The 18,871-nt window shown below is 42.4% G+C and carries 17 protein-coding genes; 13 read left to right on the forward strand and 4 right to left on the reverse strand.

Annotated elements, in window-relative coordinates:
• The first annotated feature begins 43 nt into the window (after positions 1–43).
• From prfB to ftsX, 3 genes are all read left to right on the forward strand, one after another.
• Positions 44–1,139 (forward strand): peptide chain release factor 2 gene (prfB, locus tag I2E70_RS03340; RefSeq protein ID WP_100209015.1). Its coding sequence is split into 2 segments (ribosomal slippage): positions 44–115 and positions 117–1,139, totalling 1,095 coding nucleotides; the frame shifts between segments, so codons are not numbered across the junction.
• A 44-nt stretch (positions 1,140–1,183) separates the two neighbouring features.
• Complete coding sequence (ftsE, locus tag I2E70_RS03345) at positions 1,184–1,876, forward strand: cell division ATP-binding protein FtsE (RefSeq protein WP_003008021.1); 693 nt, start codon at positions 1,184–1,186, stop codon at positions 1,874–1,876.
• Entirely contained in the window at positions 1,869–2,795 is a 927-nt protein-coding gene (gene ftsX, locus I2E70_RS03350) for a permease-like cell division protein FtsX (protein ID WP_042759907.1), read from the forward strand. The genes ftsE and ftsX overlap by 8 nt, the downstream gene beginning before the upstream one ends.
• Before the next feature lie 69 nt (positions 2,796–2,864).
• Here ftsX and I2E70_RS03355 read toward each other — a convergent pair whose 3' ends face one another.
• Positions 2,865–3,506 (reverse strand): MBL fold metallo-hydrolase, encoded by a 642-nt coding sequence (locus I2E70_RS03355; RefSeq protein WP_155199804.1) that lies wholly within the window; start codon positions 3,504–3,506, stop codon positions 2,865–2,867.
• Positions 3,507–3,624: 118 nt separating this feature from the next.
• Here I2E70_RS03355 and I2E70_RS03360 point away from each other — a divergent pair, with 118 nt between their 5' ends.
• From I2E70_RS03360 to I2E70_RS03400, 9 genes are all read left to right on the forward strand, one after another.
• Positions 3,625–6,078, forward strand: coding sequence for a bifunctional DnaQ family exonuclease/ATP-dependent helicase (locus tag I2E70_RS03360; protein ID WP_195423579.1), 2,454 nt, complete (start codon positions 3,625–3,627; stop codon positions 6,076–6,078).
• A gap of 4 nt (positions 6,079–6,082) precedes the next feature.
• Positions 6,083–7,063 (forward strand): YeiH family protein, encoded by a 981-nt coding sequence (locus I2E70_RS03365; RefSeq protein WP_070448771.1) that lies wholly within the window; start codon positions 6,083–6,085, stop codon positions 7,061–7,063.
• Between the two features lie 33 nt (positions 7,064–7,096).
• Positions 7,097–8,326: an FtsW/RodA/SpoVE family cell cycle protein gene (locus I2E70_RS03370; protein WP_195423427.1), complete on the forward strand. Its 1,230-nt coding sequence runs from the start codon at positions 7,097–7,099 to the stop codon at positions 8,324–8,326.
• Between the two features lie 19 nt (positions 8,327–8,345).
• On the forward strand, positions 8,346–8,897 hold the full coding sequence (locus tag I2E70_RS03375; RefSeq protein ID WP_070448775.1) for a DJ-1 family glyoxalase III: 552 nt from the start codon (positions 8,346–8,348) through the stop codon (positions 8,895–8,897).
• Between the two features lie 165 nt (positions 8,898–9,062).
• The gene (locus tag I2E70_RS03380; protein ID WP_003007999.1) at positions 9,063–9,626 is read left to right on the forward strand and encodes an HAD-IA family hydrolase; all 564 of its coding nucleotides are present in this window, start codon (positions 9,063–9,065) and stop codon (positions 9,624–9,626) included.
• 12 nt (positions 9,627–9,638) lie between these two features.
• Positions 9,639–11,588 carry a DNA topoisomerase (ATP-hydrolyzing) subunit B gene (gene gyrB, locus I2E70_RS03385; RefSeq protein WP_049491085.1) on the forward strand — a complete coding sequence of 650 codons (1,950 nt, stop codon included), beginning with the start codon at positions 9,639–9,641 and terminating at the stop codon, positions 11,586–11,588.
• Between the two features lie 86 nt (positions 11,589–11,674).
• Positions 11,675–13,399 (forward strand): septation ring formation regulator EzrA, encoded by a 1,725-nt coding sequence (gene ezrA / locus I2E70_RS03390; RefSeq protein WP_195423428.1) that lies wholly within the window; start codon positions 11,675–11,677, stop codon positions 13,397–13,399.
• A 112-nt stretch (positions 13,400–13,511) separates the two neighbouring features.
• A complete protein-coding gene (serB, locus tag I2E70_RS03395) occupies positions 13,512–14,180 on the forward strand; it encodes a phosphoserine phosphatase SerB (RefSeq protein WP_023918628.1) in 669 nt (222 codons plus the stop codon).
• Positions 14,165–15,280 (forward strand): glycerate kinase, encoded by a 1,116-nt coding sequence (locus I2E70_RS03400; RefSeq protein ID WP_195423430.1) that lies wholly within the window; start codon positions 14,165–14,167, stop codon positions 15,278–15,280. The genes serB and I2E70_RS03400 overlap by 16 nt, the downstream gene beginning before the upstream one ends.
• A 42-nt stretch (positions 15,281–15,322) precedes the next feature.
• On the opposite strand, the gene I2E70_RS03405 is transcribed toward I2E70_RS03400, so the two are convergent.
• A complete protein-coding gene (locus I2E70_RS03405; protein ID WP_024055076.1) occupies positions 15,323–15,775 on the reverse strand; it encodes a DUF1694 domain-containing protein in 453 nt (150 codons plus the stop codon).
• Between the two features lie 211 nt (positions 15,776–15,986).
• On the opposite strand from I2E70_RS03405, the gene eno reads away from it, so the two are divergent.
• Positions 15,987–17,291, forward strand: coding sequence for a surface-displayed alpha-enolase (gene eno / locus I2E70_RS03410; RefSeq protein ID WP_195423432.1), 1,305 nt, complete (start codon positions 15,987–15,989; stop codon positions 17,289–17,291).
• Between the two features lie 255 nt (positions 17,292–17,546).
• Here the strand turns inward: eno and I2E70_RS03415 are convergent, their stop codons facing one another.
• Positions 17,547–17,732 carry a hypothetical protein gene (locus I2E70_RS03415; protein ID WP_195423434.1) on the reverse strand — a complete coding sequence of 62 codons (186 nt, stop codon included), beginning with the start codon at positions 17,730–17,732 and terminating at the stop codon, positions 17,547–17,549.
• Positions 17,733–17,827: 95 nt separating this feature from the next.
• Positions 17,828–18,838, reverse strand: coding sequence for a lactonase family protein (locus I2E70_RS03420; RefSeq protein WP_195423436.1), 1,011 nt, complete (start codon positions 18,836–18,838; stop codon positions 17,828–17,830).
• Positions 18,839–18,871: the final 33 nt, after the last annotated feature.

An 18,871-nucleotide genomic window follows, 5' to 3' on the forward strand; every position in this document is an offset into this window, starting at 1 on the left:
AAGGTTATGATATAATAGACTAGATACATAGAAAGAGGTACTTATGGACATTTCAGAAATTCGTCAAAAAATTGACGCAAATCGTGAAAAATTAGCTTCTTTCAGGGGGTCTCTTTGACTTAGAGGCATTGGAAGAAGAAATTGCCATTTTAGAAAATAAAATGACAGAACCTGATTTTTGGGATGATAATATTGCTGCGCAAAAGACATCTCAAGAATTAAATGAACTCAAGCAGACCTATGAAAATTTCCATCAAATGGTGGATCTCTTTGATGAGTCAGAAATCTTACTGGACTTTTTGGCAGAAGACGATTCGGTCAAGGAAGAATTGATCGAGAAGTTGGAGGAGCTGGATAAACGTATGACCAGCTATGAGATGACCTTGCTATTGTCTGAACCCTATGACAATAATAATGCCATCCTAGAAATCCACCCAGGTTCAGGAGGAACAGAAGCTCAGGATTGGGGCGACATGCTTCTTCGGATGTATACTCGTTTTGGAAATGCCCACGGCTTTAAAGTTGAAGTCTTGGACTATCAGGCTGGGGATGAGGCTGGAATCAAGTCTGTAACCCTATCCTTTGAAGGGCCACATGCATACGGTCTTCTGAAATCTGAAATGGGGGTACACCGTTTGGTTCGGATCTCTCCATTTGACTCCGCTAAACGTCGTCATACCTCCTTTACATCTGTTGAGGTCATGCCCGAATTAGACGATACTATCGAAGTCGAAGTTCGTGATGATGATATCAAGATGGACACCTTCCGCTCTGGTGGAGCTGGTGGACAAAACGTCAACAAGGTTTCTACAGGGGTGCGCTTGACCCACATTCCGACAGGGATTGTAGTGGCATCCACCGTGGATCGGACCCAATACGGGAACCGTGATCGTGCGATGAAGATGTTGCAAGCTAAACTCTACCAATTAGAGCAAGAGAAAAAAGCAGCAGAAGTGGATTCTCTAAAAGGGGATAAAAAAGAAATCACCTGGGGAAGTCAAATCCGCTCCTATGTTTTTACCCCTTATACCATGGTTAAGGATCACCGGACCAACTACGAAGTAGCGCAGGTGGACAAGGTGATGGATGGAGATATCGATGGCTTTATCGATGCCTACCTTAAATGGCGTCTCCAATAACCTCGAGGGAATCAACCAGAAAAGAATGAAAGGAATTTCATTACATGTCAATGATTGAAATGAAAGATGTTGTCAAAAAGTATGACAACGGGACGACGGCCCTTCGCGGGGTCTCTGTCCAAATTGAACCAGGAGAATTTGCCTACATCGTAGGACCTTCTGGTGCAGGGAAGTCGACCTTTATTCGACTTTTATACCGTGAAGTCAAACACGATAAAGGAAGTTTGAAAGTAGCTGATTTTGATTTGGATAAAATCAAAAAACGCGATATTCCTATGTTGCGACGCAATGTGGGAGTGGTCTTCCAAGATTATAAATTGCTTCCAAAGAAAACCGTTTATGAAAATATTGCCTACGCAATGCAAGTTATCGGTGAGCGACGTCGCAATATTAAAAAGCGTGTTATGGAAGTTTTGGATCTTGTCGGATTGAAACACAAGGTCCGCTCATTCCCGAATGAATTGTCAGGGGGAGAGCAACAACGGATTGCGATTGCTCGTGCGATCGTCAACAATCCGAAAGTCTTGATTGCGGATGAGCCAACGGGTAACTTGGACCCAGATAATTCATGGGAAATCATGAATCTTTTGGAGCGGATTAATCTGCAAGGGACCACAGTATTGATGGCGACCCACAATAGCCAGATTGTAAATACTTTACGTCACCGTGTCATCGCGATTGAAAATGGTCGTGTAGTGCGTGATGAAGCGGAAGGAGAGTACGGATACGATGATTAGAAGATTTTTCCGACACTTAATCGAATCGCTTAAAAGCTTGAAACGAAATGGTTGGATGACGATTGCAGCGGTCAGCTCGGTTATGATTACCCTTAGCTTGGTTGCTATTTTCGCCTCAGTTATTGCCAATACTATCAAGCTTTCAGATGATATTCAAAATAGTGTGCGGGTTGTAGTATACATGCGCAAGGATATTCAAGACCAGAGTGAGCAAATTGAAAAAGACGGTCAAACCGTGACCAATGAAAACTACCATAAGGTCTACGATGCTCTGACAGCCATGAAACATGTTGACAAGGTTGATTTTTCTAGCAAGGAAGAACAGTATGATAAACTGATCAAAACGGCTGGGAACAACTGGAAGATTTTTGATGGAGATGCCAATCCTCTCTATGATGCTTATTATGTAGAGACGACTGCTCCTAAATATGTAAAGCAAGTTTCGGCTGATGCCAAAAAAATTGAAGGAGTTTCTGAGGTTAAAGATGGCGGGGTCGATACCCAACGCTTGTTCGCTCTTGGAACCTTTATCCGAAACTGGGGCTTGATTGGTGTAGCTTTATTGATCTTCATCGCAGTCTTCTTGATTTCAAATACCATTCGGATTACCATCATTTCACGTAGTCGTGAGATTAAGATTATGCGACTGGTAGGAGCAAAAAATGGCTATATTCGTGCACCATTCCTTTTAGAAGGTGCTTGGATCGGTCTTTTGGGAGCCTTGGTTCCTTCAGCTTTGGTCTTCTATGTTTATAATGTTGTCTATACATCTATGAACAATAACTTGGCAGATCAAAACTTGTATCTCTATAGTCCTCATCTCTTGGTACCGATCATGGTCGGTGGCCTCTTTGGATTAGGAATTTTGATTGGAGCGATTGGTTCTTCAATCTCCATGAGACGTTTTCTTAAGATATAATAAAAAAGCAAGTTCGCACTTGCTTTTTTTGTCTACTGTTATGAGGACAGGAAGGATGATAAGGACTCTTTAGGATTGTCTAAAGAAGGGATTGAACATCTTCTCGTGACCAATAGAAGTCTCAGGGCCATGACCGGGATAGACAGTGTAGGAAGATGGAAGGGTAAAGAGTTCTTCTCTGATACTGCTAAGCAACTGTGTCGCGTTCCCTGTTGGAAGATCGGTCCGTCCAATGGTTTCGCGAAAAAGGGCATCACCAGATAGAACCAGGTGATCCTCAGGAAAGACGATAGAGACTCCTCCTGCAGAGTGGCCTGGTGTCTCCAGAACATAAAAGTGGAAATCAGCTATTTGGTAATCGGAGCGAATGTCATAAAGGAAGTCGGCCTCCTTACATACCACATCTTCTAAATCCGCATGACGATCCAAACCAGATAAATTATCGACTGGAGAAGACAACCAACTGGCTTCTGCTGAATGGACATAAACAGGTGGGAAATGATAGGTCTGACGAACCTTTTCAAGACTCATAATGTGATCGTAATGTGTATGGGTTAAAAGAATCGCTACGATGGGTTTTCCGATGCGATCAATTTGTTTTTGAATAGTTGCCCAGTCACTCCCTGGATCGACAAGAATGAGGGAGTGGTCATTTTCAAGGTAGTAGGTGTTTTCATAAGCTACAGGATTAACGGTACGATAGATTTTCATAAGGACTCCTTTCTAGAATAGTGTATCAAATTGCGAGGAAAATAACAGGATTGAAGTCAGCATGAAAGGAGAAAAAAATCTGCAGAGCTTGCTCAAACGTGATATAATTTTAAGTATTATGACAAGACAGAAACGGAAATATGCCATTGTGGATCTGGAAGCGACCAGTGCTGGAAGCAATGCTAAGATCATTCAGGTTGGGATTGTCATCATTGAAGATGGGAGGATTACGCAATCCTATGAGACGGATGTGAATCCCCACGAACGATTGGATGAGCATATCAAACAATTGACTGGCCTGACAGATGCTCGCTTGAAAAAAGCTCCAGAGTTTGCACAAGTGGCAAAAGAAATTTTTGAATTAATAGAAGATGCCGTCTTTGTGGCCCATAATGTCAAATTTGATGCGAATTTATTGGCAGAAGCCCTCTTTTGGGAAGGATTTGAGCTAACGACTCCTCGGATTGATACGGTTGAATTGTCTCAAATTTTCTATCCGACTTTAGAACGCTACAATTTAGGAGCGCTTGCAGCTGAACTGGAAATTGAGTTGCACCATGCTCACTCCGCTTTAGCGGATGCTATGGCAACAGCCCAGTTGCTGTTGAAATTGAGAGAGAAAATTGCGAGCTTGCCAAGGGGATTGATCGAAAAACTTCTTTCGATGGCAGATTGTTTGATTTATGAATCACGACTCTTAATAGAAGATGCGCTTGAAGACAGTAGCCTTTTTTTACCAGCTCATTTAGTAGAAGTTCATGGTCTCTACCTGCGAAAGCCACAGCAGTTTTTAGAAAGTCGTCATTTGTCTGAACAGTTTGAATTCAATATGCAGTTGTTGGGAATGGAGGCTTATCCGGAGCAGAGAGAATTTGTTGCCTATATCGAGGACAGTTTGCAACAGCCACTTCCGAGTTTTATTGAAGCGCCAACGGGTATTGGGAAGACCTATGCCTATCTATTAACGCTTTTGGCGAAAACATCCAAGCGCATTCTTGTCAGTGTTCCGACTAAAATTCTTCAGGATCAAATTATGAAGAAGGAAGGAAAGACTATCCAAGATCTTTTCCAAATTCCCTTTCATAGCCTGAAAAGTCCCAAGGATTACATCCAACTCGATAAATTTTATGAGGCCTTACAGAGTGAGTCAGATAATGGGATGATCCGACGCTTTAAAATGCAACTGTTGGTTTGGCTGACCATGACGGAAACGGGAGAGCTCAGTGAAATTGGCCAACTCTATCGTCATCTTCATTTTGTAGCTGACATTTGCCACGATGGCCAATTGTCGAAACGTTCACTTTTTTATCAGGAAGATTTTTGGCGTCTCGGCCAGGAAAAAGTGAAAACCAGCCGGGTAATTCTGACCAATCATGCCTATCTGTTAACTCGTCTAGAAGATGATAAGAGTCTACTTCAAGAATCTGTTCTGGTAGTGGATGAAGCGCAAAAACTCTTCTTTGCTTTAGAGCAGTTTTCACAGAGAGAAGAAAACTTGCAATCTCTTCTTCTAGGCTTGCAACATGCCATCGAAGAGGAAAAAGATCTTCTGCAAAGGCGTTTGCTGGAGAGTATTCAATTTGAGTTAAATGCCTGCTCTAAGGAAGTTGTACAAGGAAAACCAGCCATCTTATCAGATCAAACAGTGGAAAAAATGCGACAGGATGTATCGGAATTAAAAAATGAATCATTAGAGAATCTAAGAGAATTGTTTGATGAGCGCTACCAAACCTTTTGGATGGACAAGGAAGTGGTCGAAAGCCACCAGATTCTTCGTCTCCATGGAGGAGTTGAGGACTTGCTATCCTTTAGGGAGTTTGTGCCTGAAGAAGTACCCGTGCTCTTTGTATCAGCGACGATCGCTATCAGTAAAAAGGTGCATTTACCTACCCTTTTGGGATACCAAGAGCAGCAGATCTACCGGGTGCCAATAACAGTCAAACAACACCAGGAATTGTTGGTGCCGATAGATTTTCCAGATGTCGTTTCTTTATCTTCTGTGGAGTATGCAAGAGAGATTTGTCAGCTCATCGATGAACTCCTTCCTCTAAGAAAACCAATTTTTCTTTTGTTTACCTCAAAAGAATTGTTACTGGAGACGTCAAACGCATTGAAGTTTCCTCATTTGGCCCAGTATCGAAATGGTGATGCAGCTAATATTAAGCGACGCTTTGACCGAGGAGAAAGCTCCATTCTATTGGGGACGGGAAGCTTTTGGGAGGGAGTCGATTTTTCCCAACAAAAAGAAGTGATTCAAATCATCACGCGCCTTCCTTTTGACAACCCTAAAGATTATATGGTTCAAAAGCTGAATACCCAACTCAGAGAACAGGGAAAAAATCCCTTTTATGACTATAGTCTTCCAGTCGCAATTTTAAGGCTCAAACAGGCTATTGGGAGAACCAGCCGTTTTCAAGACCAGGAATCGTTGGTCCTTTTATTGGATCAGCGGGTGGTGACCAAACGATATGGAAAACAAATTTTAGATGGCTTGCAGCAAGTGTTGCCCCTTCACACGACAGTGAGAGAGCGGCTTGTTGATCAAGCAGCTGACTTTTTTGAAAGGAATTGAGAGAATGAAAAATAAAGGATTTGGACTTGCAATTGCATTTGTACTGGCTCTTTGCGCCATGCTGTTAGGAACTTTCTTTCCCATCATTGGCTCCAGTGTCTTTGCTTTGATTTTAGGAATTGTCCTCAATGAATTAGTAGATTTACCAGAGAATTCACGACCAGGACTGAACTGGTCTGGTAAGAAATTATTGCAGTATTCGATTATCTTCATGGGATTTAGCTTGCCGATTGCGACGGTTGCCTCTACAGGCTTGTCTTCTTTGAAGATTAGTCTGCCAACAATAACAGTTGCCTTTCTTGCAGCGATGATCTTTGGGAAAGTCTTTCATCTGAAATCTCACCTACGGACCTTAATTGGGTTTGGAACAGCTATTTGTGGTGGATCTGCCATCGCAGCAGCTGCTCCGATCATTGAAGCAGACGAAGAGGAAATTGCCTTATCTATGTCAACTATCTTCTTCTTCAACATTTTGGCTGTCTTTATCTTTCCAGTATTAGGGCATGTATGGCATATGTCTAATTTTCAATTTGGTCTCTGGTCAGGAACAGCTATTAACGATACGTCATCAGTTGTAGCAGCAGCATTTTCCTACAGTAAGGCTGCGGGTGAAATGGCGACCATTGTTAAGTTGACACGCGCCCTGATGATTGTACCGGTTTGTTTGGGCTTGATTGGTTTAAAATGGTATCGGAGCAAGCAACAAGGAAGAAACAAAGGGATGCTAAAGAAAATTATTCCTTGGTTCATCATCTGGTTTATTGTGGCTTCTATTCTTTCATCTATCGGCTTGGTACCTAAAGTGGTTCTTCCTTACCTAAAGGACCTTTCTCATCTCTTTATGGCCATGGCCTTGGTCGGAATCGGAAGCAAGGTTTCTTGGAAACAGTTCCGTGCAGCAGGAGCAGCCCCCCTTCTAGTAGGGTTGATTGCTTGGTTTTGTGTAGCAGGATCTAGCTTGATTCTACAAATGTTGTTCTATTAATTGATTTGATGATTTTCACAGAAAGGAACGTGAATGAAGAAACATCATTTTTGGACGATTCACCTGGATTATTCGATCATTGGGATTGTCTTCGCCCTTCTTATGATTGGGATTTTATCTGTTTATGTAGCAGTTTCTCATGACTATCCCCAAATGGTGTGGCCTTTTTTAGGGCAGCAATTGGCCTGGATTGGTGTGGGATGCGTCATTTGCCTGATTGTGACCATTTTTAGCACGAAATTTCTTTGGAAAATCACCCCCTTTCTTTACCTGCTTGGCCTGGCCTTGATGGTTCTTCCCCTTGTTTTTTATAATCCCAACTTGGTAGCTTCAACAGGAGCAAAAAACTGGGTAGCTTATGGAAACATCACCTTATTTCAGCCTTCAGAATTTATGAAGATTCCCTTCATCCTGATGCTGTCACGCTCTATTGTTCGATTTTTACAAAGAAATAAGGGGCGTGAGCGTTTGTTACGACAAGATTGGTTTTTAATTCTAGAGATGACCATCTATACAATTCCGGTCTTTGCCTTATTGGCCCTCCAGCAGGACTTGGGAACGGCCTTAGTATTCTTGGCCATCTTTGCGGGCTTAGTGCTCGTTTCAGGAGTTTCCTGGAAAATTATCTTGCCGGTCATCTTGCTTCTAGCAGGTGGGTTAGCAGGCTTTCTCTTTCTCTTTCTATCAGAAGGGGGTCGGGCTTTTCTGCACCAGCAAGTAGGGATGCCAACCTACCAAATGAACCGTATTTTAGCCTGGTTAAATCCTTTTGACTATGCACAAACAACCACCTATCAGCAGGCGCAAGGACAGCTAGCCATTGCCAGTGGTGGCCTCTTTGGTCAAGGATTTAATGTATCTAATTTATTGGTTCCCGTAAGGGAAAGTGATATGATTTTTACAGTAGTAGCAGAAGACTTTGGCTTTGTTGGAGCTCTGGTGCTGCTGATTTTATATGTGACCCTGATTTACCGCATTTTAAAAATTACCCTCCAGTCCAATAACCAATTTTATACCTATATTTCCATCGGATTTATTATGATGCTGGTCTTTCATATTTTTGAAAATGTCGGAGCGGTAACGGGTCTTCTCCCTTTGACGGGAATTCCCCTCCCCTTTATCTCACAAGGTGGATCGTCTATTATTAGTAACCTGATTGGTATTGGACTGGTCCTTTCAATATATAATCATAGTAGCAAAAAGAAAGAGCCAGAAGATGGGCCTCCAATCCGTAAAAAAGTAGTCCTTAAAAAGGCGCAATAGATAGAAAGAAGGAATGAAAATGAAAAAAGTAGCAACGATTTTAGCAAACGGTTTTGAAGAAATTGAAGCCTTGACCATTGTCGATGTTTTGAGACGTGCTGGGATCGACTGTGACCTCGTTGGCATGGAAGAAACGGTCACAGGTTCTCACCAGATCACAGTGGAAGTCGACCGCCTCTGGAATGGGGATCTGTCAGATTATGATGGAATCTTCTTACCAGGTGGGATGCCAGGAGCCGCGAATTTGCGGGATAATCCGGAATTGATTGCAGCTCTTCAAGAAGAAAGTAGGAAGGGAAAAATCATTTCTGCGATTTGTGCAGCACCAATTGTCTTGGCGCGTGCCGGCCTCTTAAAAGATAAAAACTATACCTGTTACGATGGTTTTGAAGAAGAGATTCAAGATGGACACTATCAGAAAGAAACAGTGGTGAAAGACGGTAATCTCTTGACCAGTCGTGGTCCTTCAACTGCGCTTGCCTTAGCCTATGCCTTGGTAGAGCAGTTTGGAGGAGATGCCCAAAGCCTTCGTCAAGGAATGCTCTATCAAGATGTCTTTGGAGATGCTTAAAATTGCTCTTTTGGACACCATATTTTCTGGTGAAAGTTTACATCCTATGACGGAAAATGACTTCTCTATGATTTAAAATGAAATGACCGTAAAAAATGGCTAAAATCCCCCCTAAATGAGGGTTTTAGCTTATTTTTTTTGTCCATTTGTGGTATAATATTGACTATGAATTATCATGATTTTATATGGGATCTTGGTGGGACGCTATTGGATAATTACGAAACGTCCACAAATGCCTTTGTAGCGACATTGAAGGACTTTCACATCCAAGCCGATCATGATTCTGTTTATGCAGCATTAAAAATCTCAACACAGGATGCAATTCAAACCTTTGCACCTCATATTTCCAATTTTCGTACGGAGTACAAGAAAAAAGAAGCCTTGGGCTTGCAAGAGCCGGTCTTATTTGAGGGAGCAAAAGAGTTACTAGAAGAGATCCAAGCACATGGAGGACGCCATTTTTTGGTATCTCATCGGGATCGCCAAGTTTTGACCCTTATTGAACAGACAGGCATTGCACCCTACTTTACGGAGATTGTAACAGCAGACGAGGGCTTTCCTCGAAAACCAGACCCAGCCTCTATGCTTTATTTGAAGGAAAAATATGGCATTCAAGACGGTCTGGTCATTGGAGATCGTCCGATCGATATAGAAGCTGGGAAGGCTGCAGGGCTTTCGACCTATTTATTTGATTCCATGCCACACTTACACCAGTTTATATTTGAATAGAAAAGGGAAATTATGACAGAGGATAAACAGCAAGAAAATCAAGCACAAGAATATGATGCCAGTCAGATTCAGGTCTTGGAAGGACTAGAGGCCGTTCGGATGCGTCCGGGGATGTATATTGGATCTACCTCAAAAGAAGGTCTTCATCATCTGGTCTGGGAAATCGTGGATAACTCGATTGACGAAGCCTTAGCTGGTTTTGCTAGCCATATTGAAGTTTTCATTGAAGCAGATAATTCGATCACGGTTGTCGATGATGGTCGTGGGATCCCAGTGGATATCCAAGAAAAGACAGGTCGACCTGCCGTTGAAACTGTCTTTACCGTGCTTCACGCGGGAGGAAAATTTGGCGGAGGCGGCTACAAGGTTTCTGGTGGTCTTCACGGGGTAGGGTCATCCGTCGTCAACGCCCTCTCCACATCCCTCGATGTTCGCGTCTATAAAAATGGCAGTATCCATTACCAAGAGTATCGACGTGGACATGTTGTGGATGATTTGAAAGTCATCGGGGAGACAGATCGGACAGGGACAACCGTCCACTTTATTCCAGACCCAGAAATCTTCACGGAAACCACCGAGTATGATTTTGAAAAATTAAATAAACGGATTCAAGAGTTAGCCTTTTTGAATCGTGGCTTGCGTATTTCTTTGACGGATAAGCGAGAAGGCTTGGAGCAAGAAAAGCATTACCACTACGAAGGTGGGATCTCTAGTTACGTCGAATATATCAATGAAAATAAAGATGTCATCTTTGAAACACCCATCTATACAGATGGGGAAATGGATGATATTACCGTTGAAGTGGCGATGCAATATACTACGGGTTACCATGAAACCGTCATGAGTTTTGCTAATAACATCCATACCCATGAAGGTGGTACTCACGAGCAAGGTTTCCGTACAGCTCTCACTCGTGTCATCAATGATTACGCTAAGAAAAATAAACTTTTAAAAGAAAACGAAGACAATTTAACAGGAGAGGATGTTCGGGAAGGTTTAACAGCAGTTATCTCAGTTAAACATCCAAACCCACAGTTTGAAGGACAAACCAAGACAAAGCTTGGAAATTCAGAAGTTGTAAAAATTACCAATCGACTCTTTAGTGATGCCTTTTCTGATTTCCTTTTGGAAAATCCACAAATCGCTAAGAAAATCGTTGAAAAAGGGATTTTAGCAGCGAAAGCTAGGGTAGCAGCTAAGCGGGCACGGGAAGTGACCCGTAAGAAATCGGGACTTGAGATTTCTAACCTGCCTGGTAAATTGGCAGACTGTTCTTCAAACAACCCACAAGAAACAGAACTCTTCATCGTCGAAGGGGATTCGGCTGGAGGATCTGCTAAATCAGGTCGGAATCGTGAATTTCAGGCAATTCTTCCAATCCGTGGTAAAATTTTGAACGTTGAAAAAGCAAGTATGGACAAGATTCTTGCCAATGAAGAGATCCGTAGTTTATTTACTGCTATGGGAACTGGATTTGGTGCTGAATTTGATGTCACAAAAGCGCGTTATCAAAAATTAGTCATCATGACCGATGCCGATGTCGATGGCGCACATATTCGAACTCTTCTGTTGACCTTGATCTATCGCTATATGAAACCAGTCTTGGAAGCGGGATATGTTTATATTGCGCAACCACCAATCTATGGGGTCAAAGTCGGTAGTGAGATCAAAGAATATATCCAACCTGGTGCGAACCAAGAAGCAGAATTAGCTGCAGCTTTGGAACGCTATTCAGAAGGTCGCTCAAAACCAACCATCCAACGCTACAAAGGTCTTGGGGAAATGGATGATCACCAATTATGGGAAACAACTATGAACCCCGAACACCGCTTGATGGCACGGGTATCAGTAGACGATGCTGCGGAAGCAGATAAGATATTTGATATGTTGATGGGGGACCGCGTGGAACCACGTCGGGAATTTATCGAAGAAAACGCTGAATATAGTACACTCGATGTATAAAATTCAACGAACGCTTCCCATTAATGGATATTTTATGGTATAATTACTAGGATTACGTTCAAGTAATACGATGAAGGAGTTTTTATATGTCTAGTGGACTAATTGTTCTCATCTTTATTGTCGCCCTTATCTTGATTGTAGGATATGTGGTTGCAGTCATTTTGAGAAAACGAAACGAGGCCTTACTGGCAGCACTGGAAGAACGAAAAGAAAAGTTATATAACCTTCCGGTCAACGATGAAGTTGAGGCCGTAAAAAACATGCATTTGATTGGTCAAAGTCAAGTTGCATTTCGTGAATGGAATCAAAAATGGGTAGATTTATCCTTAAATTCATTTGCTGATATTGAAAACAATCTGTTTGAGGCGGAAGGCTACAATAATTCTTTCCGTTTCATGAAGGCTAAACAAGCCATTGACAATATCGAAAGTCAGATCCAATTGATCGACGAAGATATCAAGGCGATTCGCCAAGCCCTTTCAGATCTTGAAGAGCAAGAACAAAAAAATAGCGGACGCGTGGTTCATGCCTTAGATATGTTTGAAGAGCTTCAAAAAGAAGTCACTTCAGATCCAGATCGTTATGGCAGTGCACTTCCTGAAATTGAAAAGCAAATTGGAAATATTCAATCTGAGTTTTCACAATTTGTCACCTTGAATTCTTCAGGTGACCCTGTTGAAGCAGCTGAAATCCTTGATACAGCTGAGAACCATATTGTGGCCTTAAAACAAATTGTTGAGCGAGTGCCAGAAATTGTCACTGCTCTTCAGTCAAAACTTCCAGACCAATTAGAGGATTTGGAAAGTGGCTACCGCAAGCTTTTGGAATCTGGCTACCACTTCACTGAAACAGATATTGAATCTCGTTTCCAACAGTTGCATGCTTCTTTGAAGAACAATATGGCAAATGTATCTGCCCTTGAATTAGACAATGCCATTTACGAAAATGAACAAATTCAAGAAGAAATCGATGCATTGTATCACATCTTTACTCGTGAAATTGAATCACAAAAAGTTGTGAAGAAGTTAGTGAAACAACTGCCTGGCTATTTGAAACATGCTAAAGATAACAATAGCAAGCTTGCGGCAGAAGTGGAACGTCTCGGTAAAACATTTGTCTTGAATGAAAGCTTCAGCCAACAGTTAAAAGAGTTGGAAGCTGAGCTATCTTCACAAGAAAATGTGGTAGAAGATGCCTTGAAAGATTCATCTGAAACACAAAAGGCCTATTCTATCGTAGAAGAAGAGTTAGAAGCTATTGAAGCTCGCTTGAAAGAAATCGAAGATGAGCAAATTGGCTTAAGTGATTCCCTTTCAAAAATTGAAAAAGACGATGCCAATGCTCGCCAAAAAGTCAACATCTATGCCAACCGTTTGCATGCCATTAAACGCTATATGGACAAACGGAACTTGCCAGGAATTCCTCAAGAATTCTTAGAAATTTTCTTCACTGCAAGTAACAATACAGAAGCTTTGATGGATGAGTTGGAAGGGGATAAAATCAACATCGAATCAACCAATCGTTTGTTGGAAATCTTGACCAATGATATGAATGAATTGGAAGAAGCGGCGTATCGAATTGTTCAAAATGCGACATTGACAGAACAATTGTTGCAATACTCGAACCGTTACCGTTCATTTGACGATCATGTACAGGCAGCCTTTGATGAGTCCCTTTATATTTTCGAAAGAGAATATGACTATGCGGCTTCCTTCAAAGTCATCTCAGATGCTTTGGAAATGGTAGAAGCAGGCGTAACCGATCGCTTTGTTACTTCCTATGAAAAAACCCGGGAGCAAATTCGCTTCTAATAACAGAAAAATGACCTTTTAGGAGGTCATTTTTTTATCTTCAAATCATCATTGAAACTTGAAATTTAAACCCTATTTTTGTATAGTAAGGGAGAAATAAGAAAGGAAAGCGATGAAAAAAGTAACAGGTCTCCTCGTTATGGATGTAGATGGAACCTTGATAAGACAGGAAGGGATTGATCTACTAGCTCAAGAAGCTGGCGTGGGAGAAAAAGTGGCAGAGATTACAGCCCAAGCAATGAATGGGGAGCTGGATTTTGCAGCATCTTTAGAGGCGCGTGTTGCTTTATTGAAGGGATTAGAGACCTCTATCTTTCCGAAAATTTTGGAGCAGATGGAAGTCACACCGGGTGCTGAAAGCTTAATCACGGAACTGCATCAAAGAGGTTACAAGGTTGGCCTTGTTTCCGGGGGATTTCATGAAGTCATCGACCCCATCGCGAGGTCTTTAGGAATTGATCTGGTCCGCGCCAACCGTTTGCAGGCTTCTGATGGTTGTTTGACAGGTAAAGTCCTCGGTGGGATAATCACACCTGAAAGGAAAAAAGAGTCCCTCCTGACATGGGCGAAAGAAAATCATGTCCCACGAAGTCAGACGATTGCGATGGGAGATGGTGCCAATGATCTTCCGATGATTGAAACAGCCGGTATCGGGATTGCCTTTATGGCCAAGCCAATCGTCGCTGAGCGAGCCCTATATCGTATTGAGAAGAGGGATTTAAGCCTTGTTCTTGAAATTTTAGACCAGCATAGAAAGGAAACAGCATGCATATCCTACTAGCCCCGGATTCATTTAAAGAATCCTTATCTGCCAAACAAGTAGCAGAAGCCTTGAAAAAAGGATTTCAAGAGGCTCTACCAGATGCAACTTTTGACCTCCTTCCTATTGGGGATGGAGGCGAAGGCACCATGGAAACCCTAGCTGGAGTTCTGGATGTAACGGAGTACCAAACTCAAGTAACCGGACCATTTGGACAGCCTGTTTCAATGTCCTACTACCAAAAAGATAAGATGGCTTTTTTTGAAATGGCTTCACTTGTCGGTTTAGGCTCCATTCCAGCTGAAAAACGAAATCCTCTTGAACTGGAAACACGAGGAATTGGTGAACTTATTTTGCAATTGGTTGACCAAGGGGTTAAAACGATCTGTGTGGGAATTGGCGGTTCTGCAACAAATGATGGTGGGATTGGGATGGCAGCCGGATTAGGGGTAGCCTTCTATGATGATCAAGGCCATCTGCTTCGTCCTGTCGGGGCTTCGCTCGGTCGTGTAGCTAGAATAGATACCAGTGCGGTTCCAAAAGTTTTAGAAGACATCGAGCTCCAAGTCTTAACGGATGTAACCAATCCTCTCTGTGGCAGTCAAGGAGCGACCTATATCTTTGGTGGGCAAAAGGGATTGAATCCCCTTCTGTTTCCAGCTGTTGATCAGGCTATGCAGGATTTTTACCAGCTAGCTGATGCACGAATTTTGTCTATGACTAGCGCCGGAGCTGGAGGTGGCATGGCTGCTGGCTTGGTCGCTTTTGCGGGAGGTCAGATTTCCTCAGGAATTGAAAAAAGTCTCGATTTGATTGACTTTAATCACAAAGTACAAAAAGCTGATCTGGTCGTTGTTGGGGAAGGTAGGATGGATCTCCAATCCCTTTCTGGGAAGGCACCTGTCGGGGTGGCCAAACGAACACCAGAGAAGATCCCAGTGATAGCTATTTGTGGTAGCTTAGCGGAGGATTTGCCTGCTTTTCCTAGTCATCACATTGAAGCTGCCTTCTCTATCGTACCTGTTCCTTGTGAGGTAGCAGATGCACTCGCTCATGCTGAAAGGAATCTGATTTCCTGTGCTCGAAATATTGGGAACCTTTTAAAAATAAAAGCAAACTAAAAAACCAATGGAAAGGAGATGTTCCCTTCCATTGGTTTTTCTTTAGCTAAAGAGACGTTTCCAAAATGATTTCTTTTCTGGACTGGCAGTCTCTTCTTTCTTTTCAAACAAATTTGGATACTGGAGACTCATATCTGTTGGAGAAATTCCAGATGGGTGGTCAGTATGGATGATGAGACCAAAGGGGGAATGGCGACAGTCATCCGAAACGATGCTCGCTACCAAGCCAAGGTCCTTGGTTTTTTTCAAATATTGTAGCTGGCTGCTTTCGTCTAAAGCTGGAGAGATCTTGACCAAAATAGGTTGAAAGCGCTCTGAAATATCAGTGAGGATTGTCGAATACTGCTCCAGGTACATCTTGTCCCTTGCCTCCTCCAAGGTGCATGAAGCAATCACCCGTTCCTCATACGTCTCCAAAAATCGACGCTGCTCATCCGGATTGAATCGAGTAGGACCAGCAGCTTTTTCTAAAATCGTTTTATTAATATCTGTCATAAGTTTAGTATAGCATAAAGCGTAGCAGAAGAGTAGAAGAATGCTAAAAAATTAAATAAGGAGGGGAAATGGCAGAAAATAAGATAGTGGAACCGTTTTCTTGTTAAAAACTTCTCAATTTTCGTAGATTTCCTTGTTTTTTCTTGAAAAAATAGCCTAATTACGATATAATAGAGGAGTAAAAAATATAACTCAATAAGGAGAATAAGAAATGTCAATTATTACTGATGTTTACGCTCGCGAAGTCCTAGACTCACGCGGTAACCCAACACTTGAAGTAGAAGTATATACTGAATCAGGTGCTCATGGACGTGGTATGGTTCCATCAGGAGCTTCTACTGGTGAACACGAAGCAGTTGAACTTCGTGACGGTGACAAATCTCGTTACGGTGGTCTTGGTACTCAAAAAGCTGTTGACAACGTAAACAACATTATTGCTGAAGCAATCATCGGCTATGATGTACGTGATCAACAAGCTATCGACCGTGCTATGATCGCTCTTGACGGTACTCCTAACAAAGGTAAATTGGGAGCAAACGCAATCCTTGGTGTGTCTATCGCTGTAGCTCGTGCTGCTGCTGACTACCTTGAAATCCCACTTTACAGCTACCTTGGTGGATTCAACACTAAAGTTCTTCCAACTCCAATGATGAACATCATCAATGGTGGATCTCACTCAGATGCTCCAATCGCTTTCCAAGAATTCATGATCGTACCTGCTGGTGCACCTACATTCAAAGAAGCTCTTCGTTGGGGTGCTGAAATCTTCCACGCTCTTAAGAAAATCCTTAAAGGTCGTGGTCTTGAAACAGCCGTTGGTGACGAAGGTGGATTTGCTCCTCGTTTCGACGGAACTGAAGATGGTGTAGAAACTATCATCGCTGCTATCGAAGCTGCTGGTTATGTTCCAGGTAAAGACGTATTTATCGGATTTGACTGTGCATCATCAGAATTCTACGATAAAGAACGCAAAGTTTACGATTACACTAAATTCGAAGGTGAAGGAGCTGCTGTCCGCACTGCTGCTGAACAAATCGACTACCTTGAAGGATTGGTTGACAAATACCCTATCATACTTATCGAAGATGGTATGGATGAAAACGACTGGGAAGGTTGGAAAGCTCTTACTGAACGTCTTGGTGGTAAAGTTCAATTGATTGGTGACGACCTCTTCGTAACAAACACTGATTACCTTTCACGTGGTATCGAAGAAGGTGCTGCTAACTCAATCCTTATCAAAGTTAACCAAATCGGTACTCTTACTGAAACATTCGACGCTATCGAAATGGCGAAAGAAGCTGGTTACACTGCCGTTGTATCACACCGTTCAGGTGAAACTGAAGATTCAACAATCGCTGACATCGCAGTTGCAACAAACGCAGGACAAATCAAGACTGGTTCACTTTCACGTACAGACCGTATCGCTAAATACAACCAATTGCTTCGCATCGAAGATCAACTTGGTGAAGTAGCTGAATACCGTGGATTGAAATCATTCTACAACTTGAAAAAATAATCTAGTTTACTAGACTAGAAAGATCCTTGAGTCTTCTCAAGGATCTTTTTTTGCTTGGGGTAAACAAAAATGAGGCTGGGACAAAAGTCCTGGCCTCTCAATTATTTTTGGATTGTAGGGCAAGACGCAGTGGTTGAGTGGGCTCTACTACGCTGATTTCATCAGCTTTTACAGCCCTACTCAACTGTGCGGAGGTGGGACGACGAAATCGAATTCTAACGAATGACCGATTTCTGTCCCACTCTCATCGTCTTATTAGAACAAGCCTTTGATTTTGTCCAAGGCACCGCTGACCATTTCATTTCCAGATACAAGCTCTTTGGCTTGTTCAAGGTAGTCACCGAGGTTGTCTTTGTTGTCATCAACAAATTTTTTGGCAGCGTCGAAATCTTTCTTTTCGATCATTTCTTTCACTTGGTTAAATAAGTCCAATGGATTCATGTTAGGGTCTCCTAAAATATAAGTTGTGAAGTCAGGCTCACGCCTTTTTCTCATCTATTTAATCATTTTTTTAGAGGTTTGACAACTAAAACGACTTAATGAAAAACCGTACAAACGGCCTCTGGAACATAGAAGTCGTCGGATAGAAGGGTCAATTTTCCGCTAGCAGAATCTCGTTTGAAGACGGTGGCATTAGGTGAATCTTGATGGGCTGCGATCAAATAGTTTTGATCAGGACTAAGAGTGAAATCACGTGGATTGAGGCCTTGTGTTGGAACAATTTCAATTAGTTCTAGGCTGCCATCTGCCAAAATTTGAAAGACAGCGATAGAGTTGTGAGCACGGTTAGAAGCGTAGAGAAATTTTCCATCAGCTGAGAGCTTGATGGCCGATGCCCATTTTTGCCCCTCATAGTCGGATGGAAGTGTAGAGACGGTTTGGAAGTGTTCGAATTCTCCCATTCCATCGTAGAAGAGCACATCGATCGTTGCGTTTAATTCATTGATCAGATAAGCTGTCTTATAATGGGGATGAAATACAAGGTGACGAGGTCCTGCGCCGGGCGCTGTTTGATATTGATTGATCAGGCTTAGTTTTCCTTCCTCACTAAGGTCGTAGACATGCAAACTATCGGTTCCTAGGTCACACGTGATCAGATACTGATCTGGTGTAAGGTCTGCAAAGTGGGTATGTGGACTTGCTTGATTGGCATGAGGACCACTTCCTTGGTGGGTGTCTTGATCGACAAAGGACAAACGCCCACCTGCCTCTAGCTGATATACGAGAACTTGACCTTTGTGATAGTTGGCTCCATAGACCAGTTGACGCTTGTCATCGACAGAGACATAGCAGAGTGGTGCTCCCTCTTCAACGACGTGATTGAGCGGCTGAAAATCAGCTGTAAAACTTGCGATTCCTCCTTTTCCCTCTTCAGCTCCGACGCTATAGAGGTTGCCTTTTTCAGAAAAGGCGATATAGGTTGGATTGGGCTCAGCTGCCACTAGTTCCAGATGGTTCAATGTCCCTGTTTCAGGGTCAAATTGTGCCTTGTATATTCCTTTGGATTCTTTTTTGGTATAGGTACCGAAATAAATGGTTTGAGACATAGGTCACCTCGTATGATTTGTTAGGTTTATTAT

The organism is Streptococcus parasanguinis (assembly GCF_015556095.1).
Lineage (GTDB): Bacteria > Bacillota > Bacilli > Lactobacillales > Streptococcaceae > Streptococcus > Streptococcus parasanguinis_Q.